The organism is Micromonospora sp. CNZ309 (assembly GCF_002846525.1).
Genome location: NZ_PJNG01000001.1, coordinates 611992 through 625110 on the forward strand (window position 1 = coordinate 611992; position 13119 = coordinate 625110).

11 protein-coding genes are annotated in these 13119 nt (G+C 73.6%); 6 read left to right on the forward strand and 5 right to left on the reverse strand.

The features are described from left to right. The first annotated feature begins 56 nt into the window (after nt 1-56). On the forward strand, nt 57-2096 hold the full coding sequence (locus CLT72_RS02815) for a hypothetical protein (RefSeq protein WP_396802805.1): 2040 nt from the start codon (nt 57-59) through the stop codon (nt 2094-2096). Between the two features lie 37 nt (nt 2097-2133). After that, entirely contained in the window at nt 2134-3042 is a 909-nt protein-coding gene (locus CLT72_RS02820) for a hypothetical protein (RefSeq protein WP_144082165.1), read from the forward strand. A 60-nt stretch (nt 3043-3102) separates the two neighbouring features. Here the strand turns inward: CLT72_RS02820 and CLT72_RS02825 are convergent, their stop codons facing one another. Both CLT72_RS02825 and CLT72_RS02830 read right to left on the reverse strand, forming a co-directional pair. Beyond that, nucleotides 3103-4362 carry an MFS transporter gene (locus tag CLT72_RS02825; RefSeq protein WP_101409378.1) on the reverse strand — a complete coding sequence of 420 codons (1260 nt, stop codon included), beginning with the start codon at nt 4360-4362 and terminating at the stop codon, nt 3103-3105. Further along, entirely contained in the window at nt 4362-4871 is a 510-nt protein-coding gene (locus CLT72_RS02830; protein ID WP_199184453.1) for a MarR family winged helix-turn-helix transcriptional regulator, read from the reverse strand. Before CLT72_RS02830 ends, CLT72_RS02825 begins: the two co-directional genes overlap by 1 nt. A 106-nt stretch (nt 4872-4977) precedes the next feature. Here CLT72_RS02830 and CLT72_RS02835 point away from each other — a divergent pair, with 106 nt between their 5' ends. Continuing rightward, a complete protein-coding gene (locus tag CLT72_RS02835) occupies nt 4978-6132 on the forward strand; it encodes a hypothetical protein (RefSeq protein WP_144082166.1) in 1155 nt (384 codons plus the stop codon). Between the two features lie 100 nt (nt 6133-6232). Here CLT72_RS02835 and CLT72_RS02840 read toward each other — a convergent pair whose 3' ends face one another. The 3 genes from CLT72_RS02840 to CLT72_RS02850 all read right to left on the reverse strand — a co-directional run bounded on the left by CLT72_RS02840 (nt 6233) and on the right by CLT72_RS02850 (nt 9448). Beyond that, a complete protein-coding gene (locus CLT72_RS02840) occupies nt 6233-7474 on the reverse strand; it encodes a MalY/PatB family protein (RefSeq protein WP_101414900.1) in 1242 nt (413 codons plus the stop codon). A 100-nt stretch (nt 7475-7574) separates the two neighbouring features. Then, complete coding sequence (locus CLT72_RS02845; RefSeq protein WP_101409381.1) at nt 7575-8555, reverse strand: DUF2804 domain-containing protein; 981 nt, start codon at nt 8553-8555, stop codon at nt 7575-7577. Then, nucleotides 8552-9448 carry an amidohydrolase family protein gene (locus CLT72_RS02850; protein WP_101409382.1) on the reverse strand — a complete coding sequence of 299 codons (897 nt, stop codon included), beginning with the start codon at nt 9446-9448 and terminating at the stop codon, nt 8552-8554. The genes CLT72_RS02845 and CLT72_RS02850 overlap by 4 nt, the downstream gene beginning before the upstream one ends. 111 nt (nt 9449-9559) lie before the next feature. Between CLT72_RS02850 and CLT72_RS02855 the strand changes: the two genes are divergently transcribed. The 3 genes from CLT72_RS02855 to CLT72_RS02865 are packed head-to-tail and all read left to right on the forward strand — an operon-like array spanning nt 9560 to nt 13087. After that, nucleotides 9560-10774, forward strand: a complete 1215-nt coding sequence (locus CLT72_RS02855; protein ID WP_158241955.1) for a M20 metallopeptidase family protein — start codon at nt 9560-9562, stop codon at nt 10772-10774. Continuing rightward, a complete protein-coding gene (locus tag CLT72_RS02860) occupies nt 10771-11802 on the forward strand; it encodes a Gfo/Idh/MocA family protein (RefSeq protein WP_101409384.1) in 1032 nt (343 codons plus the stop codon). The genes CLT72_RS02855 and CLT72_RS02860 overlap by 4 nt, the downstream gene beginning before the upstream one ends. Further along, nucleotides 11789-13087 carry an ABC transporter substrate-binding protein gene (locus tag CLT72_RS02865; RefSeq protein WP_250101125.1) on the forward strand — a complete coding sequence of 433 codons (1299 nt, stop codon included), beginning with the start codon at nt 11789-11791 and terminating at the stop codon, nt 13085-13087. Before CLT72_RS02860 ends, CLT72_RS02865 begins: the two co-directional genes overlap by 14 nt. Nucleotides 13088-13119: the final 32 nt, after the last annotated feature.

Sequence of the window (13119 nt, forward strand, 5' to 3'; positions counted from 1 at the left end):
CGCTCCACCCACCATCGTCGGCCCCTGCATCGGACCAGGGTCCGGTGTCGAAGGAGATGCGCGTGACCACACCCAGACGGCTCCGTCTCGCCGTGTCCGTGCTGGTGACCGCAGGAGCCGTCCTGCTCGGCGCGGCCGCCGCCGCGGCGCCACCCGCGTCTCCCACACCTGCCGGGCCCCAGGGCTGCGACCCGATCGACCCGACGGCCTGCCTACTGCCGTTCCCGAACGACTACTTCACCGTGCCGGACCGGAGCAGCCCGACCGGCAAGCGGGTGCGGTTCGCGGCCTCCGTCATGCCCGCCAACGCGCGGGGAAACCCGATCGACCCGACGGAGTGGAACCGGCAGGACGGGTTCAGTCCCGGCTCGCCGATCCTGGTGCGCGTACCCGGCCTCGACGCTGCGGCGAGCGGCATCGCGCCGGTCACCGACATCGGTCGCTCGCTGGCGCCGGACGCGCCGGTCGTGCTGCTCGACGCCCGCACCGGCAGGCGTACGCCGTACTGGGCCGAGCTGGACGCGCACGCGGCCGGCCAGCCCGAGCGGCAGGTGCTGATCATCCGGCCGGCGGTGGCGCTGACCGAGGGCACCCGCTACGTCGTCGGCCTGCGCGGCCTGCGCGACGGCACCGGTGCGCTGATCCCGGCACCGGAGGGATTCACGGCGTACGTGACCGGCGCCGGCCTCGACCGCCGGGACCGTCGCGCCCCGCAGATGAAGCGGATCCTCGCCGATCTGGCCCGGGCCGGCGTCAAGCGGCACAGCCTCTACCTGGCCTGGGACTTCACGGTGGCCAGCCGACACGGTCTGACCGGGCGGATGCTGGCGATCCGCGACGGCGCGTTCGCCTCCCTGCGCCGCGCCGCACCGTCGTTCACGGTCACCCAGGTCACCGACTACCCGCCGGAGCAGGAGCCGCTGATCGCCCGACAGGTGACCGGCACCATCGGCGTACCGTCCTATCTGACCGGCGACGGCGGGCCCGGCTCCCGGCTGCACTACGGGCCGGCCGGCGGCGGTGGGACGCCACCGACGCCGAACGCCCTGCCCACACCGTCCGGCACGACGGTGGCGGCGGACTTCGTCTGCAACATCCCGCGCAGCGCCTCCGCCGCGAGGCCGGCGCACCTCTCGCTCTACGGCCACGGCCTGCTCGGCAGACCGACCGAGATCAACGCCGGCAACGTCAGGACGATGTCGCACACGTACGACTTCACGTTCTGCGCGACCAGCTGGATCGGCATGGCCGCCGCCGACGTCCCCTACGTGGCCGGCGCCTTCACCGACCTCAGCGCCTTCCCCGCGGTGGTCGACCGGTTGCAGCAGAGCTACCTGAACTTCCTCTTCCTGGGCCGGACGATGATCCACCCGGGCGGGTTCGCCGCCCACCCGGCGTTCCGGGACGCCACCGGACGGCCGTTGATCGACGTGGCCGGCGGCCTGCACTACGACGGCAACAGCCAGGGCGGCATCAACGGCGGCGCGCTCACCGCCATCGCCCAGGACTGGACCCGGTCGGTGCTCGGCGTGCCGGGAATGAACTACTCCACGCTGCTGCAACGCAGCGTGGCCTTCACCCCGTTCCAGGCGATCATGGATGGCCACTACCCGGACAAGGTCGACCAGCAGCTGATCCTCGCGCTGTTGCAGATGTTGTGGGACCGCTCGGAGGCCAACGGGTACGCCCAGCACATGACCGACCGGCCGTTGCCGGGCACCCCGGCGCACCAGGTGCTGATGCACGTGGCCTTCGGCGACCAGCAGGTCTCCACGGTCGCGGCGGAGGTCCAGGCGCGCACCATCGGCACCCGCCTGCACACCCCCGCGCTCGCCGACGGCTGGTCACCGGACGTGCGGCCGTACTGGGGGATCGCGCCGATCCGCAGATACCCGCACGTCGGCTCGGCGATGGTGGTCTGGAACAGCGGCGCGGCGTACGCGCCACCGCCGACGAACCTCGCCCCGGCCGGGCCGGAGTACGGCGACGACTCGCACGAGTTCCCGCGCGCCCAGGCCGCGGCCCAGCGACAGAAGGCGGTCTTCCTGCTCACCGGCAAGGTGATCGATGTCTGCGGGCGGAAACCGTGCGCGTGACGCGGTGACCCTGTCGGCCCGTGACATGATTCCGCCCATGGGCAGACAGCAGGACACCGGCGGAACCGACCGTCACAGTGGGTCAGGTGCCGCCGGGGACGATGCGGCGGATGGCAGCGTCGACGCGCGGCTCGCCGTCGCGCAGGACCCCGCGACGCCACAGATGACCCTCATCGACCTGGCGTCCGATCCGTCGGCCGTGGTCCGCAAGGCGGTGGCGAGCCGCGCCGACGCGCCCGCGCAGGCACTGCGACCGCTGGCCCGGGACCGTGACCGTCATGTCCGGGAGGCGGTGGCGAGGAATCCCTCGACCTCGATCGGCAACCTCATGCTGCTCGTCAAGGACGCCGACCGGTGGGTCCGCTGGGCGGTCGCCGGTAACCCGGCCTGCAACGAGTCGATTCGCCGGGTGATGGCGGAGGCTCCCGACAAGGAGCTTCGCGGTCTCCTCGCGGAGACGCGCGAACTGGAGCACGAGCTGGCCGCGCGGCTGGCCGACGACGTCTCACCCGAGGTACGGGAGAGGCTCGCCACCCACACCCACGACCCCGACGTGATCACCGTGCTGATGGCCGACCGCACCGCGCGCGTACGCAAGGGGCTGGCCCGCAACCCGCGGACCACCGCCGCCCAGCGCAGCGCGCTCGCCCAGGACCCCGTGGTGGACGTCCGGGTCGCGCTGGTGCTCGCCGTCGAGCTGGACGAGGCGGACCTGCGACGCCTGGTCGACGACCGTTCGGTACAGGTGCGGATGGCGATGGCGACGTCGGAGTTGGTTCCGCCGCACATCCGGCAGGCGCTCGGCCGCGACCCCGACGAGATGGTTGCCGGCGCGGCGCGGGACTTCCGCTCCGGTGCGGGCAGCGCCACGGTGGTACGGGCTCCGCGCATCGGTCACCGGGCTCCCGGGACCGGCCGGGACCGGCCGGGCGGCCCCCGGCGCTGAGGCGGGTCGGCGCCGGGCGCTGAGGCCGGGGTGGCGACCCCGACGCCGTCTTGCGCGGCTTCACACGTGGGCCTCGGCTCGGGCCGGAGCCTGTCGGGTGATCGTGAAGCGGCGGAGTTGGGGAACGAGCGCGGAGACCAGCCCCACTCCGGCGAGGCAGGTGAGCCCGCCCACGAGCAGAGCGGTGCCGCCGGAGGCCCCTGTCGCGACCAGTCCCGCACGGAGGCCACCGAGGTGCGGCCCGGCGGCGCCGACGATGTGTTCGAGGGAGGCGACCCGTCCGCGGTGGGTGTCCGGCGTCGACGACTGCACGATGGTGCCACGTGACACGACGGACCAGGTGTCGGCGGCGCCGGCGAGGGCGATCAGGGCGAGCACGACGGGCAGTTGGCTGCTCAGGCCGACTCCGGCCAGCGCTGTGCCCCAGGCGGCGGCGCAGGCCAGGAGTACGAGGCCGGGGCGGTTGCGTCGGGTGATCAGCCCCGACAGCGCGGAGGCGAGTACGCCGCCGACGGCGAGCGCCGAGGTGAGCAGTCCGAGGATCTGCGGGGATCCGCCGAACCTCTCCTGGTTGATGACCGGGAACAGGGCCACCGGCATGGCCAGCACCGTCGCGGTCAGGTCCACGAGGAAGGCGCCCCGTACGGCCGGGGTGCGGACGGCGAAGCCGATGCCTTCCCGGACCGCGGCGGCGCCGGCTCGCCCGGCGCCCGTGGGTGCGTTCGACTCGGGCAGCCCCGCGAGCCCGATCAGCGCGGCGACGAACGTGACGGCGTCGACGGCGAAGCAGACGGTGGTGCCCCACCGTGCGGTGAGGACTCCCGCGATCGCCGGGCCGAGCAGCACCGCGACCTGGAAGGACAGGTGGTTGAGGGCCAGTCCCGCCGCGAGACGCTCGGGGGGCAGCAGCTGCGGGATGAAGGACCGCCGGGCGGGCCCGCCCAGCGCGGAGAGGCTCGATGCGACGGCGACCAGGCCGAACATGGCCCACACCCCGTCGCCGGGCCACAGGGCGATCCCGGTCATGAGCAGACTGGTCACGATCAGGCCGCAGGTGGTGGTCATGGCCAGCCGACGCCGGTCGACGTGGTCGACGAAGGCGCTGCCGAGCAGCGCGACCGCGATGAGCGGGACGGCGGTGAACAGCCCGAGGAGCCCGACCATCAGGGGGTCGTGGGTGCGGTCCCAGACGTAGAAGGTGGCGGCGAAGCCGCCCAGTTGGCTGCCGAAGCCGGACGCGGTGGTGCCCAGCCACAAACGGCGGAAGGTGGGGTGCCCGCGCAGCGGACGGATGTCGACCAGTGCGCCGAGGAGACCCATCAGGGGTCTTCCTTGAGGGCCCGGGTCAGGTTGTCGTCGAGCCGCTGCCGGAAGGAGCGCCTGGCGAGAGCGGCGTTGATGTCCTTGACCACCTGGGTGAGCGGGTACGGGATCTCCGCCTCCAGATCCCGCACCGTCGCCTCGGTCGCCCGCCACTCCGCCTGGAGGAGTGGCAGGAGTTCGCGTCCCCGCGCACTGAGCCGGATGCGCCGGGTCCGGCCGTCGCTGCCCTCCGCGCTGTCGACGAAACCGGCGGCGCGCATCGCGGCGGCGGTCTGGCTCATCGCCGAGTGGGTCACCTCGACGGCGGTCGCCAACTCCTGGATCGTCATCGATCCGTGCCGGCCCAACTGGATCAGGGGGCCCACGAAACGGTTGCGCAGCCCGGTGATGCCGGCCTGGTCGTACAGCTGCGCGATGTCCTGATCCATCGCGTTCAACATCTGCCACAGCGGACGCCAGTGACTGTCGAGGAGATCGGGGTTGTCGTGTCCTTCACCGTCTGCCACCCCGGCACTGTACCGGAAATATATAAGAACTGTTATAACGGCCGCCCGGAGTTCGCGTTCGGCGGAGGCGCCGCCGGTACGTGGTCGCCCGGTGTTTGCTGTCCCCATGAGCTTCCCGTCGCACCGGCAGCGTCGCCGTCGGCCGTCCCGGCGACCGGTGGCGAGGCTGGACGCCGACCGGTACATGCTGGTGATGCTGGTCGGCTTCGGCGGTGCGGTCCTCGGCACCCGCGCGTTCCTGGCGCTGACCGGCTATCCGCAGGTCGGCGGCGACACGTTGCACATCTCGCACGCCCTGTGGGGCGGCCTGTCGTTGTTCGTCGCCTCGCTCGTTCCGCTGCTCGTGGTCGACCGGGCGGCGCTGCTCTGGGCGGCGCTGCTGGCCGGGGTCGGTGCGGGGCTCTTCATCGACGAGGTCGGCAAGTTCATCACCGCCGACAACGACTACTTCTTCCCCGCCGCCGCGCCCATCGCCTACGCGGCCTTCCTCATCTCCGTGTGGCTGTACGTGCGCGCCCGCAGCACGCGCGTCGAGGGCAGGCGGGCGCAGCTGCACGCCGCGCTGGAACTGCTCGGCGAGGCGGTCGACGGCAGACTCGGCGAACGCGACCGGGCGCAGCTGCGGCGACGGCTCGATCTGGCCGCCGCGGGTCCGGACGGCGACCACCTGCGGCCGCTGGCCGTCGCGTTGCTGGAGCTGAGCCGGCCCGGGACGCTGCCGCCGTACGAGCACCGGTCGGGGTGGATCTTCCGGGCGGCGGTGGCCGTACGGGCGTGGCTGGCGCGTTCGCTGACCCCGGTCCGGCTGCGCGTCGGGCTGGTCGTGGCACTCGGGCTGCTGGGCGTCGCCGCCCTCAGCGACCTCACCACGATCGTCGCGGTGGCCGTCGACCTGCGCGACGGCACCACCGGTGGGGTGCTCACCACCGCCAACGAGTACGCCCGCGTCGACATCCAGGACCGCCGCGGGGTGCTGCTCCTGCTCGTCCGGGCGCTGCTGGACGTCTGCGTGGGTGCCGCACTCATCGTGGCCGCCGGGCTGCTGCTGCGCGGAGTGGCGCGCCGGGCCGTCGAGATCGCCCAGGCCGGCCTGCTCACCTCCCTGAGCGTGGTGAACCTGCTGGTGTTCTACCTCGACCAGTTCGCCGCCGCCGTCAGCGCGCTGGGTCAGCTGACGGTCCTGCTCGCGGTGCGGCGCTACCAGCGGCTGGTCGACCAGCCGGCGCGGGACGACCGGTCCGGCGGGCCCGACGACGCCTGAACGCGCGGCGACCCGTCCGGCGCCGAGGTCGACCTCGGGCGGCGACAAGCACGATCCTGGCGGTGGGTCGGCGCGACCGGCAGCATCGCGGGGGAGCGGGTCAGGGGGCCGACCGGTGCGCCTCGACGGCCTGACCCATGCGGGTGACGGCCTCGGTGAGGACGGCCGGCGAGGTGGCGAAGTTCAGTCGTACGAAGCCCGCCCCGCCGGTGCCGAAGACGTGCCCGGAGCTGAGGGCGACCCGCGCCCGGTCGAGGAACATCCTCGCCGGCCCGGCGACGTCGCTGACCACGCCGGGCCCGTCCGGCTGCTCCGTGGTGATGCCCAGCGCGGTGCAGTCCAGCCAGGCGAGGTAGGTGCCCTCGGGGCGGCGGTGCGCGACGGACGGAAGGTGCTTCGCCAGCAGCGTCGCGAGCAGCGTGCGGTTGCCGTCGAGACCGTCGAGCAGGAGATCGAGCCACGGCCCGCCGGCGCGGAACGCGGCGGTGTGCGCGACGACCCCGAGGTGGCTCGGACCGTGGCTGACCTCCTCCGGCATGCGGCGCAGGTCGGCGACGGCCCGTGGCCCGGCGATGGCGAGCGCGGCCTTGAGCCCGGCGAGGTTCCACGCCTTCGAGGCGGAGGTCAGCGCGAACGCGTCCTCGGCGCCGGCCACCGTCAGGTAGGGGGTGAAGTGCGTCCCCGGCAGCACCAGGGGAGCGTGGATCTCGTCGGAGACCACCCGTACGCCGTGCCGGTCGGCCAGTTCGGCGACGGTCTCCAGCTCGTCGCGCCGGTGCACGACGCCGGTCGGGTTGTGCGGGTTGCACAGCAGGAACGCCGGCCGGCGACCGCGCGAGCGCGCCCGGCGGAAGGCCTCGTCGAGGGCTGCGGGGTCCATGCGCCGGTCGGGCCCGAGCGGGGCCTCGATCACCTGCCGGTCGGCGTGGGTGACGAAGGCGTAGAAGGGCGGGTAGACGGGGGAGCAGAGCACGACCGCGTCGCCGGGATCGGTGACGAGTCGCAGCACCTCGACGACGCCCATCATCACGTCGGGCACGAGCGTGGTGCGCTCGACGCGGAAGTCGTGCCACCCCCAGCGCCGGGCGGCGAAGTCGCCGAGCGCCTCGGCGTACGCCGTGCCGTACGCGTAACCGGTGTCGCCGAGGTCGACCGCGCGGCGCAGGGCGTCGGCCACCGGGGGCGCGAGGGGCACGTCCATCTCCGCGACCCACAGCGGGAGCACGTCCGGCGGGTACATGCGCCACTTCACGCTGGTGCGCTGCCGGAGTTCGTCCACCGTGAGCAGGGTCAGCGGGTTGCGGGTCGCCGAGGCGTCGGCGGAGGGGCCGGGGCTTGCCATGCCGCCCACCCTAGGCCGTCCGGCGCCGCCCCGGCGACCGGCGGCGTCACCGCCCCGGCGCCCGCCGCCAGGGCCGACACCTCGGCGTCGCCGTGTGCCGCTACCAGCGGTTGCGTGCCTCCTCGGCCCAGCCGACCAGGCCGTCCAGGTCGATCCGCTCGCCGTCGTCGGCCGCCGCCCAGCCCGTGAAGTGCCCGAAGCACTGGTGCGTCTCGTTGGCGAGCACCCCGAAGTTCGTCCGGGAGACCTTCTCGTGGAACGGGTGGAACCGCACCGCCACCCGTTCGCCGTCGATCCGCCACGGCCGCAGCCAGTCGGCGCGGTCGTACGCCCAGCGCAGCTCGTCGCCGATCTTGTGCAGCCGGCCGTCGACGAAGACGCCGTTCTCGGTCGAGCCGGTGCCGTCGGTCCACCTGCCGCCGAGCTGGATCGCCCGGCCCGGGCCGCTGCCGGCGGCCCAGTTCCAGCGGACGGCGTACGGCCACCTGCCGCGGCCGTGGTCGAGGACGGCGAAGGAGTCCGCCTCGGCGACCGCGTGCCGCACCCCGTCGACCCGCAGCGTGCCGCGTACCGGTCGGCCGAGGTCCTTGACCGTGTACTGGAACCGGCGGGTGCTCCAGGGCACCACCACGCCGAGCGACTCGTGCCCCGCCGGCAGCGGCACCACGAGGTCGACCTCCAGGCCGGGGGCGCTGGCGCGGATCGTGGTGCCCGCCGCCTCCTGGTCGATGTCGATCGAGAGCCCACCGCCGCGGGCCCGTACGGCGCCCGCCCCGCTGACCGGCGGGAAGGTCGTGCCACGGGCGAGGGGGACCACCGCGCCCCTGTCGATCTCGACCTTCGTCGTGCGGTCGAGCACGTAGAGGCTGTGCACCCCCGCGTAGTCAAGCGACGAGGCGACCAGGCCGACGACGTGGGTCGGCGTGACGACTCCCCAGTACTCCCAGCGCTTGTTGCGGCCCCAGCCGCGCAGGTTCGCCCGGTGCAGCGGGCGGCGGCTCCAGCCCACGGCGGCGGGATTCAGCCGCCCACCCGCGAGACACAGGTCGACCGGCTCGGTGATCTCGTTCTCGTGGGTCACGACGGCGAGGGTAGCCGGCCCTCCTGTGGTGTGGACGCCGACGGCTGCCGCCCCGTCGCGGCGGCCTGGCGGTCGAGGGCGCGCAGGAGGTTGCCGCCGAGGACGGCGTCGCGCTCCCCGACCGAAAGCCCGTCCAGGCCGATCGGGTCCGCCGCCTGGGCGAAGGAGACGTGGTCGAGGCTGGGGGAGAAGTCGGAGCCCCAGTACAGCCGGCGTGGGCCGAAGCGGTCGAGCAGCAGGTCGACGAAGGGCCGGGCCGCGTGGTGCGGGTAGGCGTGCGCGGGGCGGCTGACCGCGTACAGGCCGGAGACCTTGACCCCGACGTGGGGTAGCCGGGCCAGCCGCGCCAGGGGGGCGAGGACGGCCTCCGCCGTCTCGCGGGTCGGCACCTCGGCCCGTTCCCCGGGCAGGCCGAGGTGGCTGAACAGCACCGTGCAGCCGTCCAGGGCGGCCAGGGCCGGGCCGAGCCCCGCGGTCGCCGTGGGCGTGGCGTTGAGGCTGACCACCGCACCGGCCTGGTTCAGTGCCGGCGCTTCGCGCGTCGCCCAGGCGGTGAGCGCCTCGGCCGCCGCCTCGTCCGGCAGGTACGCGGCGACGCCGACGAAGTCGCGGGACAGCCGCCGGGCGATCTCGCCCGCCCGCGCCGGTCCGCCTGGTGGGACGTAGGCGATCGGGGCGATCCAGTCGTGCGCGGCGGCCAGGCGGGCGACGTGGGCGTTGTTGCCGGCGAAGCGAGGCTCGCCCTCGTAGCCGACCACCAGTGCCCGTTCGATGCCGTGCTCGCGGCGTACTGCCTGGTAGACGGCCAGTTCGTCGCCGCCGGCGGGGGAGTGGCCGTAGCGGCCGGGGTAGCCGTCGGCGAACAGGTGCAGGTGGGCGTCGGCGCGTCGCATGGTCGGACCCTAACCCAAATTTCCGCAGGCCATTGACGCGGCGGCACCCCTGACTTAGGTTCTTGTCTCAATTAGGTCCGGATTCTAGGGCGCGAGCAAGGGGTGAACCGCGTGACGCTGGAAGGCGACAACGTTGATGGACTGGTCCGGCTGCGGCGCCAGCTACATCAACACCCTGAGCTGCGGTTCACCGAGAGGCGGACGGCCGCTACCCTCGAGGGGCTGCTGCGGCCGCTGGGCCGGATCCGGACCGGAATCGCCGGGACAGGCCTGGCCCTGGAGATCGATGGAGCCGCATCCGGACCCGACGTTCTCCTTCGGGCCGATATGGACGCCTATCCCGTTCAGGATGCCAAGCAGCAGCCGTACGCCTCCCGCAACCCCGGCGTCTGCCACGCCTGCGGACACGACGTGCACATGACCGTCGCGTACGGAGTCGCCGCCCGGCTCGCGGCCGACCCGCCGGCCCGCGGCTCGGTGACCCTGCTGTTCCAGCCCGCCGAGGAGATCCCGTTCGGCGCGGACTCCGGCGCCGCCGCGGTGCTCGCCCACGAGGCGTTCCGCGACCGCCGGTACGCCGCCGTGCTCGGCCTGCACTGCTGGCCCGACCTGCCGGCGGGCTCGCTCGGCGTCGACCGGAGCACCGCGATGGCCGCGAAGGACGCGTTCCGCGTCGAGGTGCTCGGGCTGGCCGCGCACGCCGCGACCCCGGCGTTGGGGCGCGACGCCATCCTCGGCCTCACCGCCATGGTCACCACCCTGCACGCCGCCGTCGCCCGGGCCCGTAACCCCGAGGAGCTGGTCGCCTTCAACATCGGCACCATCTCCGGCGGGGCGAGCCAGAGCCAGGTCGCCGACAGCGCCGAGGCGACCGGGACCCTGCGCACCCACGACCCGGCCGTGCGGGAGCGACTCAAGGCGGTGATCGAACGCGTCACCCGCCAGCAGGCCGCCGCGCTCGACCTCGGGGTCCGCTTCACCTGGGCCAACGAGATGCCCCCGGTACGCAACGCCGCCGAGCTGGTCGCCCTGGCGCACGCCGAACTGCCCGGCATCGTCGACGTCGTCGACCTGCCCGTACCGCCGCTGACCACCGACGACTTCGCGTTGCTCGGCGCGCTCGGCCCGAGCCTCTACGTCAAGCTGGGCGTCACCGGCGAGCGCGGCGGCGCTCCGCTGCACTCCGGCGCGTTCGACGTCGACGAGCGGTGCCTCGTGACGGGGGTGGCCGCACTGGAGCGGCTCACGCGGGCGGTCCTCGACGGCCGACTGCGCGCCGACGTCGCCGACGCCGTGCCGGCGCCGGCCGGGGCGGTGGACGCATGAGCCACGGGCCGCGGGTGGCGGTGATCGGCGGCGGCGCGTTCGGCCTGCGGCACGTCGCCGCCTACCAGGCGCTGGGGATCCGGGTCGACGCGCTGGTCGATCCCGACGCGGCCACCCGGCACCGGGTCGCCGCCCGCCACGACGTCCCGCGCACCTTCGCCACCGTCGCCGAGCTGCTCGACGCGGGCGCGCCGGACGCCGCCTCCGTGTGCGTGCCAGGCTCCGCCCACCGCGCCGTCGCCGTCGACCTGATCACCGCCGGGGTGCCCGTCCTGGTCGAGAAGCCGCTGGCCGCGACCGTCGCGGACGCCGCCGCCATCGTCGCCGCCGCCGAGGCGTACGGGGTGCTCTGCCAGCCGGGGCACATCCTGCGCTACAGCCCGGCTCACCGGGCGCTGCACGACGCCGTGCGCGCCGGCCGGCTGGGTCAGGTGCTGGCGGTCTCCTCCCGCCGGGACCGCCCCCGCACCCTGACCCGGCTCTTCCCCGGGGAGCATCCCGCCCTGCTGACCGCCGTGCACGACATCGACCTGGCGCTGTGGTACGCGCAGTCGCCGGTGGTGCAGGTGCGCGCGGCGGCCCGGACCCGCCCGGGATCGGCGACGCCGGTGCTGGTGTGGGCGGAGCTTCGACACGCCAACGGCGTCGTGTCGTCGGTCCGCAACAGCTACCTCCTGCCCGAGGACACGCCCAACCACACCGCCGACCTGGTCGAGGTGTACGGCACCGACGGCATCGGCCATGTCGACCTCGCCCACCCCGCCCTGCTCGTGCAGGCCGAGCGGACCGAGGCGCCGGACTGGCTGCTCTCCCCGGCCGACGGCGGTGGCGCGCTCGCTGCCGAGATCCGGCACTTCCTGCGCCGGCTGGACGGCAGCGAGCCCACGCCGGTCGTCCCCCTCGCCGACGGGCTGCACGTGGTGCAGATCGCCGCCGCCGTCGCCGACAGCGCCGCCGCCGACGGCGCCCCCCGCCGAGTTCCCCCATCCCCCTCGCTGACAGGAGCTTCTGCCGATGACTCGACGTAGATTGGCCGCCGGCATCGTCGCCGCCGGCATGGCCGCCGCCGCGTTGCTGACCGGTTGCGGAGGTGACGACGCCTCATCCGGACCGGTCACCCTCAAGGTGCTGACCTGGGAGCCGGGCGGCACCGAGTACTGGAAGCAGGTCAAGACCAGCTTCGAGGCCACCCACCCGGACATCAAGCTGGACATGCAGTCGGTGCCCTTCGACAAGTACCCCGAGGTGCAGGGCCCCTACATCACCTCCCAGTCGGGCCCGGACGTGATGGCCAACAACGCCGGCCTGGAGCTGTTCGACCGGCGCGGCGCGTACGAGCCGCTGGGCGACAAGGCGGCCGAGATCAACAAGGACCTCGTCACCTACAGCGGCGCCTGCGAGGGCTTCGACACGGCCAAGCCCTGTTACGGCGTGCCCTTCTCGTACCAGGGCAACGTCCTCTACTACAACAAGAGCATCCTGACCGCCGCGGGGCTCGACCCGGAGAAGCCGCCGGCGACCTGGACCGAGTTCAGCGCCGCCTGCGACGCGGTGAAGAAGGCCGGCAAGACCTGCCTGGCCCTCGGGCTGTCGGGGACCTTCCCCGCCTACTGGGACTTCCCCGAGATCGCCCGCAGCTACCTGAGCGAGGACGACATCCGCGGCCTGCTGGCCGGCACCCTGTCGTGGAAGGACCCGAAGCTGGTCGCGGTGCTGGGCAAGCTCGCCGAGATCACCACCAAGGGCTGGGCGAACAGCAACGCCCCGTCGATCACGATGCTCCCCGACGGCGCGGACATCTTCCAGCGCGGCGACGCCGCGTTCGCCGGGACGATCATCTCGGACGCGGTGAACTGGGAGGCGTTCGGCAAGGCCCTCGGCGACGACAAGCTCGGCGTGACCCGCTGGCCGGCCGCCGACCCGGACGCCCCGCTGGCGCAGAAGTTCTCCGGCATCGAGGGCGCCGTCTACGGCGTGACGAAGTGGAGCGAGAAGAAGGACGCCGGGCTGGAGTTCATCACCTGGCTCGCCGGCAAGGAGAACGGCGAGCTGTGGGTGAAGCACGCCAAGGGCCAGCCGCTGAACAAGAACGTCGACAAGGCGCTGCTGCCCACCTCACCGGCCTTCCAGAAGATCCAGGAGCTGGTGGCCGAGCCGACCCTGCACGCCGGGGTGATGCTCTCCGGGCCCGAGGCCGACGCGCTGGCGCGTGGCTGGCAGCAGGTGAGCCTCGGTCAGCTGACCGTCGACAAGTGGGCCGAGCAGATGCAGCAGGCGCTGGAGCGCAGCCCCACCAAGAAGCAGGCCAAGTAGCCGTACGGGGCGGGGCGGGACACGCCCCGCCC